Source organism: Pseudomonas sp. P4_C1 (genome assembly GCF_056402155.1).
In genome coordinates this window covers 17,800-37,643 of sequence record NZ_JBFUHY010000045.1, presented here as the reverse complement: position 1 = coordinate 37,643, position 19,844 = coordinate 17,800, and the positions used below count along the sequence as shown (strand labels likewise).

At 55.8% G+C, this 19,844-nt stretch carries 21 protein-coding genes and 3 pseudogenes; 15 read left to right on the top strand and 9 right to left on the bottom strand.

Features of this window, described 5'->3' with window-relative positions; all coding sequences use genetic code 11:
- The coding region (locus AC1DU9_RS20570) for a GlxA family transcriptional regulator (protein ID WP_477810712.1) at positions 1-718 on the bottom strand (718 nt) is incomplete at its 3' end.
- Between the two features lie 258 nt (positions 719-976).
- On the opposite strand from AC1DU9_RS20570, the gene AC1DU9_RS20565 reads away from it, so the two are divergent.
- From AC1DU9_RS20565 to AC1DU9_RS20545, 5 genes and pseudogenes are all read left to right on the top strand, one after another.
- Positions 977-1,516 carry a nuclear transport factor 2 family protein gene (locus AC1DU9_RS20565; protein WP_223458904.1) on the top strand — a complete coding sequence of 180 codons (540 nt, stop codon included), beginning with the start codon at positions 977-979 and terminating at the stop codon, positions 1,514-1,516.
- 124 nt (positions 1,517-1,640) lie between these two features.
- Positions 1,641-2,034, top strand: a pseudogene (locus AC1DU9_RS20560) (glutathione S-transferase family protein); the annotation flags it as partial.
- Positions 2,035-2,355: 321 nt separating this feature from the next.
- Positions 2,356-3,657, top strand: coding sequence for an MFS transporter (locus AC1DU9_RS20555; protein ID WP_477810711.1), 1,302 nt, complete (start codon positions 2,356-2,358; stop codon positions 3,655-3,657).
- Between the two features lie 156 nt (positions 3,658-3,813).
- Positions 3,814-4,416 carry an SCO family protein gene (locus AC1DU9_RS20550; protein WP_223458908.1) on the top strand — a complete coding sequence of 201 codons (603 nt, stop codon included), beginning with the start codon at positions 3,814-3,816 and terminating at the stop codon, positions 4,414-4,416.
- Positions 4,416-4,904 (top strand): copper chaperone PCu(A)C, encoded by a 489-nt coding sequence (locus AC1DU9_RS20545; RefSeq protein ID WP_477810710.1) that lies wholly within the window; start codon positions 4,416-4,418, stop codon positions 4,902-4,904. Before AC1DU9_RS20550 ends, AC1DU9_RS20545 begins: the two co-directional genes overlap by 1 nt.
- A gap of 44 nt (positions 4,905-4,948) precedes the next feature.
- Here AC1DU9_RS20545 and AC1DU9_RS20540 read toward each other — a convergent pair whose 3' ends face one another.
- Entirely contained in the window at positions 4,949-5,551 is a 603-nt protein-coding gene (locus AC1DU9_RS20540; RefSeq protein WP_223458913.1) for a KpsF/GutQ family sugar-phosphate isomerase, read from the bottom strand.
- A gap of 69 nt (positions 5,552-5,620) precedes the next feature.
- Entirely contained in the window at positions 5,621-6,382 is a 762-nt protein-coding gene (locus tag AC1DU9_RS20535; protein WP_223458915.1) for an SDR family oxidoreductase, read from the bottom strand.
- On the opposite strand from AC1DU9_RS20535, the gene AC1DU9_RS20530 reads away from it, so the two are divergent.
- The gene (locus AC1DU9_RS20530; RefSeq protein ID WP_223458917.1) at positions 6,382-6,639 is read left to right on the top strand and encodes a hypothetical protein; all 258 of its coding nucleotides are present in this window, start codon (positions 6,382-6,384) and stop codon (positions 6,637-6,639) included. The genes AC1DU9_RS20535 and AC1DU9_RS20530 overlap by 1 nt on opposite strands.
- A 103-nt stretch (positions 6,640-6,742) precedes the next feature.
- Here the strand turns inward: AC1DU9_RS20530 and AC1DU9_RS20525 are convergent, their stop codons facing one another.
- Positions 6,743-7,384, bottom strand: coding sequence for an HD domain-containing protein (locus AC1DU9_RS20525; RefSeq protein WP_223458919.1), 642 nt, complete (start codon positions 7,382-7,384; stop codon positions 6,743-6,745).
- A gap of 118 nt (positions 7,385-7,502) precedes the next feature.
- On the opposite strand from AC1DU9_RS20525, the gene AC1DU9_RS20520 reads away from it, so the two are divergent.
- Positions 7,503-8,531, top strand: a complete 1,029-nt coding sequence (locus AC1DU9_RS20520) for a GlxA family transcriptional regulator (RefSeq protein ID WP_411740701.1) — start codon at positions 7,503-7,505, stop codon at positions 8,529-8,531.
- Between the two features lie 83 nt (positions 8,532-8,614).
- On the opposite strand, the gene AC1DU9_RS20515 is transcribed toward AC1DU9_RS20520, so the two are convergent.
- Together AC1DU9_RS20515 and AC1DU9_RS20510 are read right to left on the bottom strand one after the other, a co-directional pair.
- Positions 8,615-9,454, bottom strand: coding sequence for a DUF2182 domain-containing protein (locus AC1DU9_RS20515; protein ID WP_223458922.1), 840 nt, complete (start codon positions 9,452-9,454; stop codon positions 8,615-8,617).
- A complete protein-coding gene (locus AC1DU9_RS20510) occupies positions 9,451-10,119 on the bottom strand; it encodes a DUF1326 domain-containing protein (RefSeq protein WP_223458924.1) in 669 nt (222 codons plus the stop codon). Before AC1DU9_RS20510 ends, AC1DU9_RS20515 begins: the two co-directional genes overlap by 4 nt.
- A gap of 102 nt (positions 10,120-10,221) precedes the next feature.
- On the opposite strand from AC1DU9_RS20510, the gene AC1DU9_RS20505 reads away from it, so the two are divergent.
- Positions 10,222-11,202 (top strand): GlxA family transcriptional regulator, encoded by a 981-nt coding sequence (locus tag AC1DU9_RS20505; protein ID WP_223458926.1) that lies wholly within the window; start codon positions 10,222-10,224, stop codon positions 11,200-11,202.
- 71 nt (positions 11,203-11,273) lie between these two features.
- Here AC1DU9_RS20505 and AC1DU9_RS20500 read toward each other — a convergent pair.
- A pseudogene (locus AC1DU9_RS20500) lies at positions 11,274-11,525 on the bottom strand (SCO family protein); the annotation flags it as partial.
- Between the two features lie 115 nt (positions 11,526-11,640).
- Between AC1DU9_RS20500 and AC1DU9_RS20495 the strand changes: the two are divergent.
- The 4 genes and pseudogenes from AC1DU9_RS20495 to AC1DU9_RS20480 all read left to right on the top strand — a co-directional run.
- The gene (locus tag AC1DU9_RS20495) at positions 11,641-11,934 is read left to right on the top strand and encodes a hypothetical protein (RefSeq protein ID WP_223458929.1); all 294 of its coding nucleotides are present in this window, start codon (positions 11,641-11,643) and stop codon (positions 11,932-11,934) included.
- Between the two features lie 753 nt (positions 11,935-12,687).
- Entirely contained in the window at positions 12,688-13,353 is a 666-nt protein-coding gene (locus AC1DU9_RS20490) for a GntR family transcriptional regulator (protein WP_223458931.1), read from the top strand.
- 14 nt (positions 13,354-13,367) lie between these two features.
- Positions 13,368-14,219, top strand: a complete 852-nt coding sequence (locus AC1DU9_RS20485; RefSeq protein WP_223458933.1) for an urea carboxylase-associated family protein — start codon at positions 13,368-13,370, stop codon at positions 14,217-14,219.
- A gap of 273 nt (positions 14,220-14,492) precedes the next feature.
- Positions 14,493-14,627, top strand: a pseudogene (locus AC1DU9_RS20480) (transposase domain-containing protein); the annotation flags it as partial.
- A 124-nt stretch (positions 14,628-14,751) separates the two neighbouring features.
- On the opposite strand, the gene AC1DU9_RS20475 reads toward AC1DU9_RS20480, so the two are convergent.
- Entirely contained in the window at positions 14,752-15,141 is a 390-nt protein-coding gene (locus AC1DU9_RS20475; protein ID WP_223458935.1) for a MerR family transcriptional regulator, read from the bottom strand.
- A gap of 73 nt (positions 15,142-15,214) precedes the next feature.
- Here AC1DU9_RS20475 and AC1DU9_RS20470 point away from each other — a divergent pair, with 73 nt between their 5' ends.
- Positions 15,215-16,294, top strand: coding sequence for an SDR family oxidoreductase (locus AC1DU9_RS20470; RefSeq protein WP_477810709.1), 1,080 nt, complete (start codon positions 15,215-15,217; stop codon positions 16,292-16,294).
- Between the two features lie 358 nt (positions 16,295-16,652).
- On the opposite strand, the gene AC1DU9_RS20465 is transcribed toward AC1DU9_RS20470, so the two are convergent.
- Positions 16,653-18,041 (bottom strand): amino acid permease, encoded by a 1,389-nt coding sequence (locus tag AC1DU9_RS20465; RefSeq protein WP_477810708.1) that lies wholly within the window; start codon positions 18,039-18,041, stop codon positions 16,653-16,655.
- Positions 18,042-18,236: 195 nt separating this feature from the next.
- Here AC1DU9_RS20465 and AC1DU9_RS20460 point away from each other — a divergent pair, with 195 nt between their 5' ends.
- Together AC1DU9_RS20460 and AC1DU9_RS20455 are read left to right on the top strand one after the other, a co-directional pair.
- Positions 18,237-18,767 carry an Lrp/AsnC family transcriptional regulator gene (locus tag AC1DU9_RS20460; RefSeq protein WP_477810707.1) on the top strand — a complete coding sequence of 177 codons (531 nt, stop codon included), beginning with the start codon at positions 18,237-18,239 and terminating at the stop codon, positions 18,765-18,767.
- Positions 18,768-18,908: 141 nt separating this feature from the next.
- Positions 18,909-19,808: a DMT family transporter gene (locus tag AC1DU9_RS20455; RefSeq protein WP_223458941.1), complete on the top strand. Its 900-nt coding sequence runs from the start codon at positions 18,909-18,911 to the stop codon at positions 19,806-19,808.
- The last annotated feature ends 36 nt before the right edge of the window (positions 19,809-19,844 follow it).

The following is a 19,844-nucleotide window of genomic DNA, read 5'->3' as shown; positions in this document are numbered from 1 at the left end:
GGCATAAGTCGCTCAGACTTGAATTGTGCGCCTGCTGTGACTGAAGTGCGAAGCTGAACTGCGCCTGTCCGCCTGGACGACGTAAGTACAAAACCAAATTCTTCGCTATCTCCATGGCGAAGTCATTTCCAAGATCTTCACTTACCAGCGATAGCGCGAGGTCGATTCCGGACGATATGCCAGCTGACGTATAGACATTGCCGTCTTTCACCCAGATGGGAGACGGGTCGACCTGTACCTTGGGGTAGCGCTCCGCCAAACGTCGTGCCACGCTCCAATGAGTCGTTGCCCTGCGGCCGTCCAGAAGGCCCGCGGCAGCCAGGGCGAACGCCCCAACACATATAGAGCACACGCGCCGCACAGTCTTCGAGCGCGTTCGAAGCCACTCTATGGCTTCCTGGTCGACCTGTTCGAACGACTTGGAGCCCATTGTCACGATCAAGGTGTCGATGGGTTTGTTCGCACGACGCTCTTGCTCGAGTGTGCGATGCCCTCTGAACCCAATACCTGTTTCGCTCTCGAGGTGCACATCAGCAGCAGAGCTGACTAGTTCGAGCACGTACGGGGCAAGGCTAGCGCCGTCCAGTTGATTCGCCCACGCGATTACTTCCGCTGGGCCGATCACGTCGAGCGCGTCCACCGGTGGCAAACCCAATATGACAATCCGCTTCTGCCTCACGTCTGCGCGCGGAGCGGCTGGTTTCGTCAACTTTTTCATTGGAGGAGGCCCCGTGCGTCCGGGCATAGAGTGAGCATTTGTGGCAGAAATAGTCTTGGATCTGTCACTTGTGCTCCGTCCGAACAGCATAGACTGAATCTCGCTGCCCCCCGCATGCCTAGGCGAGTCAGGCATCCGTGAGCTCGTAGATAGACGCGGAGAACGAAAATGTATGTGAAGGCCGACGTGCAGGACTTAATTGAAGCCCTGAGCCTGGAGCGTTAGTGGCAGTGCTAACTATTTGTTCAGGAGGTAACGATGCGTTTCTTTCCGAAGGTAGTTGCCGCGCGCCGAATTGATCCTGATAAGCGAGCGAGTGCAGTAGATTTCGTCAACCGAGTCAACTGGCTCTTCGAGACGTGGGATCTTGAGGAAATGATCAGTTCCTTTACGGCCGACGCAAAGGTCATACATTTCAAGGGTGAAGTTAGCGGTGGACCCAACATCCGCCATTTCCTCACCGAAATCTATCCCTATCTGGTTCCAGGAGTCAGTCGTTGCGGCTTGGGCCACATTGTTGATGAAGAAGAAAACGGGCTCGTTGCAGTCCGATATCACAACCTTCTTGTGCGCTATGCGGTTCCGGAAGATGCTCCGAAAATGAGCGACGGCGAGCTGACTGAGAGCGATTACCTACCGATGATCTGGATGTATTCTCCGATGCTTGATCGACTTCGCGAGACCGATAACGGCTGGAAGATCGCCGAGCGCTACATAGGCGGCTCAACGACGAATCGCCGACTGACACCGCCAGATATTTCCGCCACCGCTATACGACCTTTCTTGCCTGGTGCTTAAAGAGCTCTAAGGGCTGGTTGCTTGGGCTGTTCAACACTGGACAACCCAATGGCACCGCTGTCTCCCCAACCCCGCGTCTTGAGGTTGTGCGTGCCTGACCAGATCGCGCGCGACGGAACGCACGATGAACACAGTTATAGAACTGTACGGAGCCCAAACCGGCAGCTGCAATCGCGCTGGAAGAAGCAGGCGTGCCATACACGGCACGTCTGCTGAATCTGCGAGCACTTGAGCATCGCGCCCCGGCGTACCTGGCGCTGAACCCGGCCGGAAAGGTTCCTACCTTGGTCGACTCTACGTCGACAACAGTGCGAGTCATCAACCAAGCCAACGCGATCATACAGTTCGCTGACGCGTGGGCTCCGGGTCGGCTGGCGCCCGCACAGCCAGGGCCGGGGCGCGACAAAGTATTCGATCGCTACTTCTACTTCGTAACTGACGTTATTGCGCCTGGCCATGCGGCGTTCTTTCTGCGCAAAACTGGATTAGGAGATGCAGCCGCGGTGATCGATCTGCGCGCCTTCTCTGCCGATCCGAGGTGCAAAAGCATTTCTACCCCTTGGATTCGGTTGGTCGAACGCCATTCCACGCGGTTTATCGGATCTCCTTACAGCGGCGAGTGAAACACCGTACGCGAACGCGCGACTGAAGTTGGCACGAATCATCCAGAAACAGTCATTTTCTACAGCCAGAAATCCATAGACTGACCCTTAGCTGGTCCTGCCGGCGGACTACGAAGCCCCTGTGACGTAGTTGATCACTCGGTAATTCTCATTGCCTTTCTCTTCGAAACCGTAAGTGGCGACGAGCGCCACATTCCGCCAGCAATAGGAGCACTTATGATTTCCGGATGGCTCTCGACAGTTCTCGCCCGACGTAACATTCACTACGGCTGGGCCATGATTGCGGTCACTTTCCTAACCGCCCTGGTCAGCGCCGCATCGGTAGGCGCACCTGGTGTCTTCATCGTGCCAATGCAGATGGAGTTCGGCTGGAACACCGTGGAAATTTCCTCGGCCCTGTCGATCCGTTTCGTGCTATTCGGGGTGACCGCGCCGTTCGCCGCCGCGCTGATGAACAGGTATGGCCTACGCAATGTCACCCTCACCGCGCTGACTGTGATAGTGGTCAGCCTGGTGCTTTCACTCGGTATGACAAAGGTCTGGCAACTGGTGGTCCTGTGGGGTGTCGCGGTTGGCGTCGGCGCAGGGATGACCGCGTTGACCCTCAGTGCCACCGTCGCGTCGCGCTGGTTCAGTGCTCGCCGGGGTCTGGTCGTCGGCGTTCTCACCGCCAGCACCGCGACCGGGCAGTTGATCTTTATGCCAATTCTCGCAAGCATCACCGATCATTCCGGATGGCGCTGGGCGCTCGGTTTGATGTGCCTCTTGCTGGTGATTGCAGCGCTGGCGGTGCTGCTCGTAATGCGTGATCGACCAAGTGATATGGGGTTGCGGCCGTACGGCGATACCAGTTCAGGTCCGATTACCGTACCCACCACAACCAGCGCGTCGATTCTGGCGGCCTCATTCACTGCCCTGCGTGACGCGGCGAAGACGAAGGTGTTCTGGATTCTATTCGGTACATTCTTCATCTGCGGCGCAACAACCAACGGCCTGGTACAAGTTCACTTAATCCCGATGTGCGGTGATTTTGGTATCTCGCAGGTGAAAGCAGCGGGCCTGCTCGCGGCCATGGGCGTATTCGATCTTGTCGGTACGGTTGCGTCAGGCTGGCTGTCTGACCGTTTCGACAATCGTCGTTTGTTGTTCTGGTATTACAGCCTTCGCGGACTGTCGCTGATCGTGCTGCCTTTCACTGACTTCTCGATCTACGGTCTCTCATTGTTCGCTGTTTTTTACGGTCTTGATTGGATCGCGACGGTTCCGCCTACAGTGCGACTCGCCGCCTCCCGCTTCGGTGCAGAACGCGCCGGACTTGTGTTTGGCTGGATTTTCGCCGGACATCAAATTGGTGCAGCCGTCGCGGCTTTCGGAGCTGGCTGGTCGCGAGTGACCTTGCTCAGTTACTTGCCAGCCTTCTTCACTGGCGGAGCACTTTGCCTGATCGCCGGCCTTGCCATTCTGACGATCAGACAGCAAGAAAAGAAAGCCGCCGCCACGGTCCAGGTAGCCCATTGAGCAATTTTTGAAAGCCCCGAGATGGCTGGGGGACTTGGCTCACTCCAACCTCCAGACATCCAACTTGTGAATTTTTCTGTTTCGTCACTACGCATTTCGAGGAGTCCAGGCAATGAAAGTCAGCGCGAATAACTTATTCATTACAGGTCTCGACACATGAGCACACTCTTGACTCGCCGAGAGTTGATTGCAGGCATCGGCGTGCTCAGTTTGGGCATGCTCGCAAGCTTCGACAGCGTCGCAGGCACRTTTAAATACGGATGGGACTTGAGTGGTCAGGCGCGCGGACGCTCATTCACCTTGAAAGACCCTCAAGGCAATCAAAAAACGCTAGCGAGCTACCAGGGTAGGGTGCCGATGATCTTTTTTGGCTTCACCCAGTGTCCGGCGGCTTGCCCTACTGCACTGGCGAGAGCCGTAAAGATCAAAAAACTCTTGGGGCCTGATGGCGATCGACTCAAGGTCATTTTCATTACGCTCGATCCTGAGCGTGACACGCCTGCCGTGCTGGATGCTTACGTGAAGGCTTTTGATCCAACGTTTGAGGCGCTGTACGGAAATCTTGAAGAGACGGCCGCCACTGCTGAAGAGTTTGGTGTCTTTTATGAAAAAAACCCTATCGGTTCGACGTACACCCTGTCCCACACCGCCATGAGTTACGTGTACGACGCCAAGGGCGTCTTGCGGCTTGGATTTAGCCAGTCGCGCACGGAACAGGAATGTGTGGAAGATCTTCTCACTGTCATGAAGGCAAGTTAATGAATTTTCGATCCCGTAAAACCGTCGTTATCAAGCCTCTTGCACAGGCAGCAATACTGTTTTCTCTATTGGGGATGGCTTGGCRAGCCAGCGCACAGACCAGGATCGACGACGCTTGGGTTAGAGCAACTGTGCCAGGGCAGCAATCAACCGGGGCGTTCTTGAAGATCACCTCAAGCACCGACAGCAAACTGGTGAGCGTGCAATCCCCGGTTGCCAGGACAGTGCAGATGCACCACTCGACCATGCAGAATGAAGTGATGCGCATGGACCCTGTTGAATCGGTTGCGCTACCGGTTGGAAAAACTGTCGTCTTTGACCCTGACAGTTACCACGTGATGCTCATCGGCGTGTACGCCCAGGTGAAAGAGGGAGACAAAGTACCACTGACACTGACTGTGGAGGGTGTTAATGGAAAGAAGGAAACGATCACAGTCGAAGCCAGCGCTCGAGCACTGAATTCATCCGATAGCGGCAAAATGAATTAATCAGTTCAGAAATTTGCAACGTCGTTTGCCTCTGGTCAGCTGTGCTATTCAGTGTCATTAGCTAGCCTGGCCTTGTGCCCGAGGTAACCACCATGATGACGTACACCATAATCGTGGCGAGTAATTCCGTTCTCCTCCATTAGCGTCAGGGCGATGGCGTCACTGATTGCGCTCATGACCGCAATGCTGGCGCTYGGAGTCAAACCCAAAGAACAGGGTTCCTCTATGACGCCCATATCGAGAACCAGATCAGCGTTGTTCCTGAGCTCGCTTTCCGGGTGAGAGGTGATTGCGATGACTTTTCCAGTAGTGAGATGACGGCTGAATTTAATGAGCTCAATGACTTCTTGAGTTTTACCACTGGTAGAAAAAGCAAAAATCAAATCGTTTTTCTCGACAATGCCGAGATCACCATGAGCAGCTTCTGCGGGGTGAATATAGACGGCAGGCGTTCCTGTTGAGCAAAGCGTTGCCGCGAACTTTTTTGCAATAAAACCTGCCTTTCCAATGCCGGTCATGACGAGTTTTCCCGGACACGCTTTGATGAATTCAATCGCCTTATCATAGCTATCGTCTATTTTTACACTACTGATGGCCTTTGCTTCTGCGCTAAGAATCTCTTTGATTCTGTCTAGCCTGTAGCTCATGTAATTACCCTGCTTTTGTATCAACATAGTGAGCGGCCACCGATGGCTTGGTGGCCTGCTGGATTGCGGTCAAGGCGCCGGAAGTGGGTTGTCGATTAACATTTGGTTGAGGTAGTTCACTACATCGTGCTCCCCCGGTCCTGCGCTATTGCGTAGTGCCTGGCCTGCTTCAACAACGACCTCGGTCGTCGCGGTCTCAAGTAGCGCCATGGTTTGCTCAATGAAAGGTTCCAGTTGCATGGCGCGCGCGTCACCGCTCTTGTAAACCAGATCCGTATCGACCCAGGGCGGCGCAATTTCAAGGATACGCACGCTGGTGTCACGCAATGCGAAACGCTGGGACAACGAGTAAGAGTGGATAGCGGCCTTGGTCGCGGAATAAAGCGCGAACATCGCCATCGGAATAAACGCGGCCGTCGAGCTATTGTTGATGATGAACGCTTGCGGCTGTTGCTTCAGGTGTTCGATAAAAGCGCCGCTGATGCGCACCGGCGCCATCAGGTTGGTGTCGATCAGATCGATGGCTTGCGCGTCATCGAGTGGGCCGGTCACGTCGTCGAACGGCATGATGCCTGCGTTGTTGATGATGACGTTCAGTTCTGGATATTTTTGCGTCAGGAGTTGCGCCACGCGAGTAATCTGCGCCGCGTTACTTACGTCGATTTCGACCGAGTCCATACCCGGATTGGCCTGGGTGATTTCATCCAGCAGTGCCTTGCGGCGACCGCCGATAATCACTTTGTTCCCTTTGTTGTGAAAGGCCTCGGCAAGCCCGCGTCCAATGCCAGATGTCGCTCCAGTAATAAATATCGTATTACCGCTGAGTTTCATTGCAGTTTTCCTTTCAGAGAATTGTGATTGAACAAGTTTCGATGGAGGGCGGCCGGGCGCAGGTATTCGCGCGTGCGTCATTCACTGCGGCAGCTGAGCGAGAAGCAAATTTAGCCGGCCAGTCGCACGACATCCGCCCCTCGTTGATCGATGAATTAAAAATGGCGCATGCGAAGACAACAAACACCCAACGCACGCGCCAAAAAACTTCAACACTCAAACGTTTGCTTGTTGGCACGTACGAAGTCACTGACTGACTGAGGCGACTTCCCGGTGACCTCGCCAATAATTCCGTCCTTGCCAGCGAAAATTCCATTCTGGTATCTGGATAAAGTAAATTCCCGTGCGCAACACCGAATGTCAGCTGTCGAAGGGCGCGTTATCAATCAGGTCGCACACATTCGGGCAGTCGAAACCATGTATGTGGCGACGTCCGACGTCAGCGAGCCCGGTGCCAATGGCAGTAAAAGGTTTTTTCCTGGCTACTTCTGCTACCGCCTCAGTGAACGCAGCCTTCATTCCGATGCGGGGATAGAGCGCGAGCGCATCCTCGATCAGCGAAGGTGTAATTTCCTCTATGTTCAAGCCCATAACGTCGACGTGAGCGCCCAGGTAGATGAGGGCGATTTCTGGCTGCTTGCGGTCAGCGATACCGGCGCTGGAGTGAAGTGCAATCGCGTCCCAGACGAGCTCGGTTTTCGACTCCGAATAGCCGTTCGCTAGTAGAAAGCGGCTGGCAGCGTCAGCGCCATCGACTTCAAAGCGCTGTTCGGCGGAAAACTCGTTCGTCAGTCCCAGGTCGTGCAACAGCGCCGCGAGATAGACGGCCTCGCGGTCATACTTCAGGCCACGCTGCTGACCAAGGAATTCGGCAAACCACCAGGTACGATGCACATGGTGCAGGAGCGGTTTAGTGTGGACGCGCTCGACGAGCGAAGAAGCCTTTTGGGCAAGTTCAGAGTCGGGAGCGCTGAAGCCGCCAATGATGACAGGGGTGCTCATGTTTGCTTTCCTCAGAGTGGGTGGCTTGAGGTTCAGTTTAAGTATTTCCGGCTGGCTAAATTGACTATTGGCAGATGATTTGTGCCAATATGCGCATCTTGTCTGCGCGGAGATTGATGTGAGCAAAACGACGAAACCAAGCCATCCGCTTATGAGTTTGAGACCAAAACGTGTCGTGATTCTGGGATTGCCTCCTGTGGACTCGCTAGACGTGATCGGCCCTGCGGAGGTGTTTGCCTTCGCGAACCGATTGCACCGTGGTGACGTTGCTCCCTATCTACTCGAGTTGGTCTGTGCAGGCGCCAACGAGCACCTGGAGAGCAGCACGGGCATCGCGTTGATGGCACACAAGACGCTTGAACAAGAACGTGGTGACGACAAAGCAATCGATACGTTGATCGTGACTTCGGGCTGGAAAGCTCGGGAGCAGGTGGACGAGTCCGCTATCGATTGGATAAGAACGAAGTCCGCGAGTGTTCGGCGGGTGTGTTCGATCTGTGTCGGGGCGTTTGCTCTGGCTGAGACAGGACTTCTGGATGGTCGCAGGGCGACGACTCATTGGCGTATGGCGCGAAGCCTGGCCGAAAGCTACCCCAGGGTGCAGGTCGATCCCAATCCCATCTGGGTCAAGGACGGCAACGTGTACACGTCAGCTGGTATCTCCGCCGGTATCGATCTTGCGCTCGCGTTGGTCAGCGAAGATTTGGGCGATGAAGTGGCTATGGAGATCGCGAAAAATCTTGTCCTCTTCCTGCGGCGTCCCGGCGGGCAGGCGCAGTTCAGTGTCGCCCTGCAATCACAGCATGTTCCCGGCTCCAGCCTGGATGAGTTGTGTCTGTGGATTGCGGAACACCTGCATTCAGATCTGACAGTCGAAATACTCGCGGACAAGCTCTCCACCAGCGTCAGGACGTTAATCCGCTTGTTCCAGCGAGAGTTGCAGACAACGCCGGCGAAGTATGTCGAGGATGTCCGAATTGAAGCTGCCTGTCGCTCGATAGAACTGGGTGGTCGGTCTATGGAAGAGGTTGCACGGCGCAGTGGCTACCACAGCGTGGATGTCCTGAGAAAAGCCTTCGTGCGGCGGATTGGCGTGAGCCCGAAGGAGTACGCACAACGCTTCTCGCCAAATGGCGAGATGGCGTAGGCCGAGGCGATCGGCAAAAGACTGGGGGCGGCGGCATAAAAATGCCGCAGTCCTCATTACGGAAAACGAAATCGCTCCGTTAGTCAGTGTATGTGTATATGCGAAATGTTCACGGTGGCTGTCATGGGGTTTTTCAGAAACGGTACTGTATCGGGTGACAGCGCCATCCAGATCCCCATGGCGCCGAGGAACACGGCGATTGGAATCGCGAGCTTATGCCCACTGGGCAGTACCTTTTCAGCGAACATCAACAGGGTCAGCAACGCCATCCAGGCAGGACTCATGACGCCGACAGCGAACATCACCGCCATCATCGCCCAGCAGCAGCCCACACAGACCATGCCGTGTCGCGCGCCCATCAGAACAGCCCCGAAATCGCCCCCTCGCCAATATTGAGCGAAAAAGGACAGCGGCGAACGGCATCCCGTAAGGCAAACATTTTTCAAGGCCGAGACCTGGAAGATTCCTGCGATAATCAAAACGGCGCCAGCCCAATAGGGACCAGCGCGGTTCCACGCAAGAAACTCGAGGCTGAGGGCACGAATCGCATAATCCAGCAGATAGGCTGCAAGTCCGTAGCCGATCCAGGCGACTGCGTAGCCCGCGATGAAGCAAGCCATGCGCCGCGTTCGTGCGAGCGATTTTCCTCCACGGGACTTCAGCATGGCGGCAAACGCCGCAATGTAGTTGAGTTCTGACGGCAGCATCATTGCTGTCAACATGACGACCCAACCAATAAGGTAGGCGGGTAAGCCGTGTAGCGGGGTTCCTGGCCCCTCATCCATGTCACCCATGACCACCAGCATTTCGAACCAGGCGGCGAGGCTGAGCGCAACGATAACTATCGTCCAGCCCAGGCCCGCTTGACCCCGCCCGAGCGCAGAAGCTGCGGATCGTGAAGCGCAGAGGACCGATTTCATCATGGTGCGTCCGGTCCGTGCCAGTCGAAGGGGATGTGCTTACTCGCTTGGCCGGCCGGGATATTTTGATCGAATCCAAAGGCCTTCCAACGGCCTGCAACGCTCTTGCCCCAGGTCACGGGCGCGTCGGTGGGACCGACTTCACTGCCGGGTGGATTGAAGCTCTGCAGCAGCTTGGTCGGATCGGAGGTCGGCCCCTTCATGGCCTGGCCACTCGCTTCGACCTTGTCGTCGACGGTCACCCGCCAGTGTTCGAGCGTGCTCTCGATGTCGACTGAAATCTTCGCAAACTCGACACCCCTGAGCTCACGCACGTGCGTTGGTACGAACTGTGTCATCCAGCCGCCGGCCTGGCCGGTGAAAATTGCCGCCAAGGCCGCTCGCTGTGCATCGTCGGCGGCAGCATCGAGGAATACGCCTGCATCCAGCCAAGCGCCGTCCCAAAGGTTGCCGGTGAAGTTTGCGAGCAGGACCACCTTCAGGCCTGCCATGGGCGTCGGGCCGTAGTGACCCTCATTGATTCGGTACGCCCACAGCACTTCGCAATGATTGCCTGTGGGAGGCTGAGCGAATGTGCATGGGCACGGTGAGTTGCACGAACAGACGTCCAGCCATTCACCTGCAATTCGCCACTCTGGAGTTGCGACTGTTGCTACTTCGTTTGTCATCTCCTACCCCTTTCGTTTGGTGGTGAAGCTTTTGACATGATGATTCGCAGGCATGATAGTGTCTCGTGGCGATATCGACATAAACAGGGTAAATACCGACACATGACCAGACCTCTCCCAATTGAAATCGGCATCGTCATTTTCCCTGGCGTACAGCTTGCGGCCGTGCATGGTTTGATTGATCTATTCGCGGTTGCGGATCGCTTTGCGGCGCAGCACTACAAAGAGGCGGGCGTTTTCCTGCAGGTCAGCCAATGGCAGGTTGAGGGCCACAGTGGCGCACCTGTCAGAGTCGGGGAGAAGGCGAGGGAGGCCGGCGGGTCTCCTACGGTGCTATTGATGCCACCTCGCTTGGGTACGCAAGTCTCGTCGCAGGAAGCTGCACCGTTTGTTGACTGGCTCCTCGGCCATCATCGCGCGGGCACAACGTTGTGTTCTGTCTGCGGAGGGGCTTTCCTGTTGGCTGAAACCGGTCTGCTGGCGGGGCGATCGGTCACCACGCACTGGGACCATGCCGACTTGTTTCGGCAAAGGTTTCCCGACGCGCATCTTGATATCGATCGGCTTGTCATTGATGACGGCGATATCATCAGCGCAGGGGGCCTGATGGCGTGGATTGATCTCGGTTTGAAGTTGGTCGACCGTTTTCTAGGGCCGGTCATCATGGCGGAAACCGCACATTATTTGCTTGTAGATCCGCCCGGCCGAGAGCAGCGCTACTACAGTGCTTTTTCTCCAAACCTTACTCATGGCGACGCCCCGGTTCTGAAAGTCCAGCATTGGCTACAGGCGACAGGTGCGAAAGATACGGCCCTTGCGTCGCTGGTTCTGCGCTCGGGCCTGGAAGAAAGAACTTTCCTGCGACGCTTTCGCAAGGCCACAGGCTTCACCGCCATCGATTATTGCCAGAGGCTGCGAGTTGGCCGTGCCCGTGAGATGCTGCAATTCAGTACATTGCCGATCGAGGCTATTGCGTGGGAAGTTGGTTACAGCGACCCTGGCGCGTTCCGCAAAATTTTTGTCAGGGTTACAGGGCTAACGCCCGGTGAGTATCGGCAACGATTTAGCGTGAACCGAGCCTAGGCCAAGGTTCTATTCTCGACGGTGCTTGCTCATCGTTTTGTTGTCCATTTGATTTTGATCGAACGTTGAGCTCATTCGCATATTTCCATGAGGTTCAGCAAATCTTGTGCGCACTCTTGTGCCGAAAGCGATGGCGACAATCCAGGGCGCAGCGTACCGCCGTAGTCATACACGTAGCTCGTAGTGGTATGAGACAGTGTGTATGTTGACCCGCTGGGGATTTTTTCATAGCGCACATCGAATTCTTTGGCCGTTGCCGCCGTTTCCTCCAAGGTCCCGGAAAGTGCAACAAATGACGAATCAAAACCTTTGGCGTAAGCGTTCTGTGCGGATTCCACGGCCATCCGGCCACCCGAAAGGCAGGCAGCGACGCAGGATTAATTCACTACCATCGACCTCTTTTATCGAAGCAGAGAGGTCGTCGTGGAGCGGTTATCCATGCGTAAGATTCGAGAAGTACTGCATCTCAAATTTGAGGTCGGCCAAATAGCCGAAAATCAGATTCGATGCAGAAGTTCACCTGCGCGTTATTTCTGTGTGGATATGAACACTGCCAAGCTCGTCGGGGCGCTGCAGAGTCTCAATGCATTTGAGCTCGGACTGTCATTGGCGCGGTGGTGGGAAGGGGGGGGCACATCTTGGTTCCTGAAAATGAAATCGCCTGCCGCCTGGTCTGGGCAACAGCCGGATCTGAGTTCCGACTCCGGTAAGTTGGGTAAGCTGCCCGGTTAACGGCTGCTCAAGAATCTTGATCAAGGTTGACTGACTTCCTCAGGGCGTGGTGAAGCAGCCTAACGCTACACACCATGCAGACAAACACTGGGGCTCTTAATGAGGCAAAAGCCTGGCTTCAAAATGCACCTCGATCGCACCATTGCCTATAAACGCTGACGTCGACCCTCATTACCTCGAAAAAGAGATCGATGTAATTGAGAACGCCCCCTAGGTCCCTTTCTGTCTGAAAATGTCCGGAGAGCCGTGAAATCGACGCCTGCCTGGGCGCCGCCAATCCAGAATTGAAGTCATTGGCTGCCGTTCGATTGGGTACAGGAATCCATCGAGATGAGCGTGCGATTTACCGAGCCACTACGCAGCGCAGGGTCACCAAATAGTGAAGCTGCCCCTCCACAATGACGATCAATCCATTGCAGCTTACGAGCTATGCGGGAATCGTGCGCGTTCGGTAATAACCCGGAATTTCAGCTGCGTAAAAACTGTTTTTTGCTCTGCAACGTAGCGTTCGGTAACGAATCGCACGGTGTTGGCGTACCCGCCTGTCCATAAAAGGCGTTCTCCAGACAAAAAGCTTTCAAGCAGGCCTTAAATTCAACGATTGGCACGGTATGCGCATATAGGTAACCAAGTGATTGTTGAACAATCATGATCGCCCTTACTGCTTCCACCTACCGAGGATACGAACATGCAAAAAGGTCTGATGGACAAGAAAACCACGCGCAACCTCGCGTGAGCGGAGGGAGTGCTACGGTGAGTCAACCCAAGGAAAAAAGCCTGTCGCTGCCGGACCAGGTCGCCATCGAGCTGCGCGAAGACATCATTGGCGGGCGCCTGTTGCCAGGTATGCCACTGGTGGAAAGCGAGCTGGTCAACGCCTACAACGCCTCGCGCAACACCGTACGCGAGGCGCTGCACCAGTTGGGTCGCGAAGGCCTGACCAGCTATGTGCGCAACAAAGGCGTGATGGTGCGCCGAATGGGTATCGACGATGTGCGCGACATCTTCAAGGTCCGCCGCACGCTCGAATTGCAGGCGATCGCCGCGAGCAAGCCGTTACGCGAGTACCAGTCCGATCTGATGTTCGATGCCATCGAGGCGGCGCAACTGGCCCAGGATCGCGAGAACTGGCAAGCCTTCGGTACCCACAGCCTGCGTTTTCACCAACACATCGTCGGCCTGATGCGCAGCCCGCTGTTCGACGAATTCTTCACCCACGTGGCGGCCCAGACGCGCCTGGTGTTTTCCAACGCCCCCAGCGAGGAATCGTTCCAGAAACCCTGGCTTGAACGCGACCGGCATATTCACGATCTGCTGGGCGACGGCCGCAAGAAGGAAGCCGAGGAAGCCATGAGCAGCTATCTCAACGACTCCGAACTCGTGCTGCTGGATATTCTGAGCGGCCGACCAAAACACTGAAGAGAGGATCCATCATGTACAAGGATTATCCAGCGGCCTACCAAGTCAGCAAGGGCGCCGCATTGCAGGTAGACAAAGCGTTCTATGACCGCGTGCGCGAAAGCAAGGACGGCCGCACGCTGGTCGAGCAATTCGAAGTGCCGATTCGCACCGGCCGCGCCTGGAAGGTGCCGGCGGGGCATGTGTTTCGCGTGACCACGCCTGTGGGGCCGCAGGTCGGCGACTTCAACGTGTGGAGCGCCAACGATCCCCGCGAACGCATGTGGGCGGCCCGCACCCGTCAGTTGCAAGGCGCGCACGTCACCACCTACGACCGCTTGTGGTCGAACCTGCCGTTCCTGCGGCCGATGGTCACCATCACCGACGACAGCCTGGCCGGCTACGGCATCGACGAACATGGCGGCCGTTTGCACGACCTGCTCGGCACCCGCTGCGATCCTTACGTGAACAAGATGCTCACCGGCGAGGATTTCCATCACCATTGCCACTCCAACCTGACCCGCGCGGTGTTGCCGCACGGCCTGACCGAGTTCGACGTGCACGATGTGTTGAACATTTTCCAGTGCACTGGCCTCAATCACGACGACATGTACTTCATGAAGGCGTGCCCGGCGAAGCAGGGCGACTACCTGGAGTTCTTCGCGGAAATCGACCTGCTCTGCGCGCTGTCCACCTGTCCGGGCGGTGACCTGTCATTGCCGATGTGGGGCCCCGACGCGGAGGATCCGCTGAAGGTTTGCCGTCCTCTCGGCGTGGAAATCTACCGTCTCGACGATTCGCTGCTGCAGGGTTGGAAACAGCCTGAGCGCGCCGCTTATAACGGTAACCACGGCTTGATGATTCCCAAGGCCGAGTGGGAAAAGTAAGGACCGAGTCGATTGACCCCCGGGATGTCTGCCTGCCCCGGGTGTTTTCGCAAGCTGTCGGCGGACGAATGTTCATGAAGGCGCGATGTTGGTCGGTGAGAATTCATTGAGCCGTTCCTGTCGATCCAGGGAAACAGCGAGCGATCAGTTCGAAGGTTGACTCCTCTTGTCATGGGGCCTTGGCGCTGTTGATGTTTCAGCAAAATGTGGGGCACACAACATCAAAGGTGAATCGGAAATACGCTCGTATCGTCAAAGGCTGGGTGAAAGCCATTGGCCTTGATCCAGTCGGCACGGCTTAACGGCCGTGATCCGTATGCGTATTTAAAGGACGTGCTCACGCGACTGCCGACGCAGCGGGCCAGTGAGATTACCGAGTTGCTGCCCCATGGATGGGCGCCCGTTTAACCACGCAAGTTCTGTTGGGCGGACGCTTACTGTCCAGGGCCTGGCCAGAAGGTTTTAGAAAATGCGTAGGGGGGGCTTGAAGCTGGAAGCAGGCTGCAGCTTCCGTTTCCCGGATGCTGACAGTTCAGTTGGAAGAGTTGTTCAACTGCTGAAGCTCAAGTTGCTTGGCAGCACTGGCTTCGAGGCTTGCACGCTCTTCATCCAGATACCGATAAATGCTTTGGAAGTTGGCGATTTTCTGTTTGATTTCTGCCATCTTCTTTTCAATTAGCTTGGCGCCGTCAGCGCAATCGATCAGCTTGTTGCGCTGCGCATCCAGAATCTCGCGTATTTCCCCCAGGGAAAACCCCATGCTTTGCGCGCGCTGGATAAAGTCCAGATCCTGCAGAGTTTGCGCTGTGTAAACGCGATAGTTGTTAGTTCGCCGCAGCGGTGAGATCAGGCCGATTTGCTCGTAGTAACGCAGCGTATGGCGGCTGGCGCCGCTGCGGGCCTCGAGTTCACCGATTTTCATAAAAACACCGCTTGACTATAGAGTTGGGTCGATAGTTTACGCTTGATTTCTCACCTTACCAAGGAGCAGGGAAATGAGCGTGGAGTGTTTTGTTACGGGGGGTACCGGTTTCATCGGTCAACATTTGGTGGCGCACCTGAGTGCAAAAGGTCACACCATTCGGGTGTTGATGCGTCGCCCAGAGCGACTAGCTGCACTGCGGGAGCAAATCGACAATTTGGGAGGGAACGCAACCCGGGTATTTGCCGTAGCTGGCGATCTGGAACGGGACAACCTCGGGCTGAGTCTTGCTGACCGAGAAGTGCTAAGGCACGCCAGAGTCATATTCCACCTGGGCGCCCACTTCGCTTGGGGGCTTTCAGTGGAGCATTCTCGTGCGGTGAATGTAGAAGGGGCAAAGCGCGTGGCGCTGTTGGCGGCTGAGCAAAAAAGCCGGTTAGTGATGATCGGCGGCTACATGCTGAAAAATCATGAACATCTGCAACGCATCGGGATTGATCCTCGTTATCCGCAGCTGACGAATTGGCCTGCCGTCTACCGGCATGTCGGTGGTTACGAGGGGAGCAAGCTGGAGGCGCATTTTGCGACCCTGGAGGTCATGTCCGCGAAGGGCGGGGAGATTACCGTTGTCCATCCCGCGACGGTTTGTGGCCACAGCCGCACGGGGCATATCCTTGACGGTCAGCCGCTGGTGGAGCTGATACGCAACCTTGTACAGGGAAAGCTGACTGCAGTGCCCGGTACCGCCAAGCACTGGCTACCACTGGTTACCGTGGATTACCTGGTTGAACTGGTGGCGGTTTGTGCTTTTGATCCTGCCATGGTGGGTCAGGAACTGCTGGCGCTTGATGACCAAACTCCCAACTTGCGAGAACTCCTGGTACAGGTGGCAAAACCCGTTGGCTTAAAGTCTCCCAAGCATTACATTTCGCTGCGATTGCTGAAGTTGCTACTGAGTATTCCTCCCGTCGCGCGTTTTTTGAATACAAAACCCGAAGCCTTGGACTTTATCCAGACCACTCGTTTTGATACAGCGGCGGTCGAGCAATTTGCCAACAGGCATGGAATAGCCAAACCGGATATACGCCAGTCTTTGCAGCACACTGCAGCGTTCGTCAACTCATATTGCATAGCGAAGGGCAAGGCCCGCTGACTTCTCCCTTGGGGGCGACAAAGCCGTTAGCCCCGATTAAATGGCGGCAATGGCGGCAGAGCGCGCGGAAGTCGCTAAGCGATTGCTCATCCCATGTGACGGTGAGGTACTGAATATCCGAACCGTAAGGAGCGGGAGTAGGTACCTTGAAAATGGCCAGCTCTGCTGAAATAGTTGGCATTCGGGTTCAAAAAGGCTTCGATAGATGACTCTGCCGGACGCATACGATAAAAAGCAGGATGAATGAGGTGAGGATTGACAGGCGCATGCAATCAGGTGCGCAACTGGAATGCAGTTTCGCACCTGAAAACTATTGGAGGTTGATCGACACTCCAGAGAGACCTGACGAAATGCCGGATCAATGCAACAACGAGCGGCGCCTCGCATAGGCGAAGTAGATCACCAGGCCAATTGCCAACCACGCCCCGAATACCAGCCAGGTCGTCTGCTTGAGGAAGGTCATCAAGGTTACGCAGAACGCGATGGCGAGCAACGGAACAACGGGCACGCCCGGGCATCTGAATGCGCGAGGGAGATCGGGTCGGGTCTTGCGTAATACGATCACTGCCACCGAGATCAGACTGAATGCGGCCAACGTACCGATATTGATCAGCTCGGCGAGGACGTTCAGCGGAATCAGTGCCGAGATCAGCCCGAAGACTATTCCGACCATCCAGGTGGCGAAAAATGGTGTGCCGAATCGTGGATGAACCCTGGAAAGGCGCTGGGGAAGCAGTCCGTCGCGCGACATCGCGTAGATGATCCTGGTTTGACCGTACGCCATAACCAGAATGACAGTCGTCATGCCAATGATTGCGCCTAAATCAACGAACCCGGCGACCCAGCTTTCACCGGCATGTTGCAACGCCAATGAGACCGGATGATCAACGCCAAGGAATTGGGCATAGGGCACGATGCCGGTCATGATCATTGAAACGGCAACGTACAACACTGCACAAACGGCCAAGGAACCGATAATGCCGATGGGGAGGTCACGCGCCGGGTTTTTCACTTCTTCGGYGGCAGAGGAAACCGCATCGAAACCAATAAAAGCAAAAAAAACCAAGGCCGAAGCACTCAAAATGCCTTGGCCACCGAAGGGCGCGAAAGGTTGCCAGTTAGCCGGCTGAACATGTCGCACACCAACGGCGATGAAGAGCAGCACCACGGCGATCTTGATGATCACCATCACGTTGTTTACGCGCGCGGATTCCTTGATGCCCATGGAAAGCATCCAGGTAATTGCCAGCATAATCACCAGCGCGGGCAGGTTGAACCAGGTTTCCACACCGGGCAAAGAGCCTGGAGCCGCCGTAAGCACAACCGGAAGACTCAGCCCAAATCCGCTCAGCAAGGACTGGAAGTAACCCGACCACCCAACAGACACAGCCGAACTGGCCAGTCCGTATTCGAGCATCAGATCCCAGCCGATCATCCAGGCCACCAACTCTCCCAGCGTCGCGTAGCTGTAGGTGTAAATCGAGCCTGCTACCGGTACAGATGAGGCGAACTCGGCATAACAGAGCGCTGCAAATGCACAGGCCAACGCCGCTAACAGGAATGAAACCATGAGGGCCGGTCCCGCAGTCAATGCGCCGGTTCCGGTCAATACAAAGATGCCCGTCCCCACGATTGCACCGATACCAATCAGGACCAGATCCATCGGCCCCAGCACTTTTTTCAACCCGGCAGGAGCTCGGGCAGCAGCAATCATTGCGTCCAGGTCTTTTGTTCTGAAAATGCTCAATATTGCCTCCGTTGTTACTTGTTTTTATTGTCAGAGCCAGTGGCTTGGGTGTCGGAAATGACAAGAAATTGTATTTCAGCGCCTCGAAAATTAGCTTTCGAAACGGATCTGTATTTAATTATTTTCAGACGTTAATTATCAAAAATGTGTTCTTTATGTAATTTCCTTTCTAATATTTGTCGTTTCTGGAAATGGATGCTTGATCAAGGACCTGCGGGATGGGGCCAATCGCCCTACCGCGTACTCATTGTTAAAGGGAGAGAACACATGGCGGAAATGGATAAGGTTGATCGTTCAATTCTGGAAATTCTGCAAATGAATGGTCGCCTGACGAACGCCGAGATCGCCACTCGTGTCTGCCTGTCAGCGCCAGCCTGCTGGAAGCGCCTGAAGCGCCTGGAAGAGGAGGTGATTGTCGGGTATCACGCGCACTTGAACCCAAAGAGCATGGGGCTGGGACTTTTTGCTTTCATCAGCGTCACCCTCGATAGCCACTCCGAGGACGCCATGGAGCATTTCGAAGCGGGCGTTCTGGYGCTGCCCAACATTATTGCCTGTCACAAAGTGTCGGGGAAATACGACTACCTCTTGCAGGTAGTCGTCAAAGACATGGAGGCATTCCATGAGCTCGCCATGCATCGCATACGTACGCTCGGCAATATCAAGGAAATGTACACCGGGTTTTCGCTCAAGGAGATCAAGCACTGCAATACCTTGCCACTGTAAGTGCCTGGGCTTGCCCCTTGTTCAGGACGAGTCACACAATCGATGCCGGGTTTGGCGGGATTTTTGTATCCTCGAACTTGGCGCCGTCGATGTGGGCTGGCATTCTATCTAACGACAAAGCAACGACAGGGACCGTCATCAATGCAATCCAGTTTCAGCAAAGGCGTCATGTTTGCACTCTCCGCCGCGGCACTGAACGCGACGATCGGTGTGCTTAGCAAAGTACTCATGAGTAATGGCTTCACTGCCAGCAGTGTGGCCGTCATCAAGACCCTGCTGGGTTGCCTGCTACTTTCGATCCTGTTGCTTTTCCTCAAGCGCCCGGCGTCTACGGCCAAATGGACTCAGGCGGCAATCTGCGCCTTCCTTGGCATCTTCGTGCTGTTTCACTTCGAAACGTCCGCCTATCGGCATTACGCTGCGGCAGGTGTAGTGGTGGTGCTGATGGCCAGTGCCTCGATTTCCTCGATCATCCTGGGGCGCATTTTCCTCAAGGATGCCATCACCGCGAACGCGACCGTGGGCGCCGCACTGGCCATCGCCGGGATCGCGGTGATCTTTGGCGCCGACCTGCAACAGGGCTTTACCCTGCAAGGCGCTGCGCTTGCCTCCATGGCCGGCTGCGGTTATGGGGCCTTTTCGGTTGCCATGAAGCAGATGGGCGTGTCCGGGGGGCTGCACCTCACCCGGCAATTGCTGTTTTTTGGCAGCCTGTACCTGCTGATGCCGGCTGCGGCCGATGGTTTCGTGATCGGCGAGCTGTCGCCATTGGCGATCGCCGCACTGCTGGCGCTGGCCGCGCTGCCGACCATCCTCGGCTTCTTTTGCACCACCAAGGCCATCGAATATCTCAAGCCATCCCAGGTGCAGGCGCTGGAACTGACCGAGCCGCTGTTCGCCGCGCTGCTGGCGTTTGTGGTGCTCCATGAAGTACCGCGCGAAAGCCTGTTCGCGGGGGCGGCACTGATCATCGTCGGGCTGTGTTTCTCCAATGAGCTGATCCGCTTGGGCAGTAAAGCCCCGGCCCCGACGGCTGAGTGAGCGATTGACGGGGCCTTTGCTGGCATATTGACTTCA

Excerpts from the sequence above, each read along its gene's own strand:
- AC1DU9_RS20470 (WP_477810709.1), top strand. The coding sequence starts at position 15,215 with ATGAGCGTGGAGTGTTTTGTTACGGGGGGTACCGGTTTCATCGGTCAA.
- AC1DU9_RS20475 (WP_223458935.1), bottom strand. The coding sequence starts at position 15,141 with ATGAAAATCGGTGAACTCGAGGCCCGCAGCGGCGCCAGCCGCCATACG.
- AC1DU9_RS20555 (WP_477810711.1), top strand. The coding sequence starts at position 2,356 with ATGATTTCCGGATGGCTCTCGACAGTTCTCGCCCGACGTAACATTCAC.
- AC1DU9_RS20495 (WP_223458929.1), top strand. The coding sequence starts at position 11,641 with ATGCGTAAGATTCGAGAAGTACTGCATCTCAAATTTGAGGTCGGCCAA.
- AC1DU9_RS20455 (WP_223458941.1), top strand. The coding sequence starts at position 18,909 with ATGCAATCCAGTTTCAGCAAAGGCGTCATGTTTGCACTCTCCGCCGCG.
- AC1DU9_RS20525 (WP_223458919.1), bottom strand. The coding sequence starts at position 7,384 with ATGAGCACCCCTGTCATCATTGGCGGCTTCAGCGCTCCCGACTCTGAA.
- AC1DU9_RS20510 (WP_223458924.1), bottom strand. The coding sequence starts at position 10,119 with ATGACAAACGAAGTAGCAACAGTCGCAACTCCAGAGTGGCGAATTGCA.
- AC1DU9_RS20515 (WP_223458922.1), bottom strand. The coding sequence starts at position 9,454 with ATGATGAAATCGGTCCTCTGCGCTTCACGATCCGCAGCTTCTGCGCTC.
- AC1DU9_RS20535 (WP_223458915.1), bottom strand. The coding sequence starts at position 6,382 with ATGAAACTCAGCGGTAATACGATATTTATTACTGGAGCGACATCTGGC.
- AC1DU9_RS20485 (WP_223458933.1), top strand. The coding sequence starts at position 13,368 with ATGTACAAGGATTATCCAGCGGCCTACCAAGTCAGCAAGGGCGCCGCA.
- AC1DU9_RS20505 (WP_223458926.1), top strand. The coding sequence starts at position 10,222 with ATGACCAGACCTCTCCCAATTGAAATCGGCATCGTCATTTTCCCTGGC.
- AC1DU9_RS20565 (WP_223458904.1), top strand. The coding sequence starts at position 977 with ATGCGTTTCTTTCCGAAGGTAGTTGCCGCGCGCCGAATTGATCCTGAT.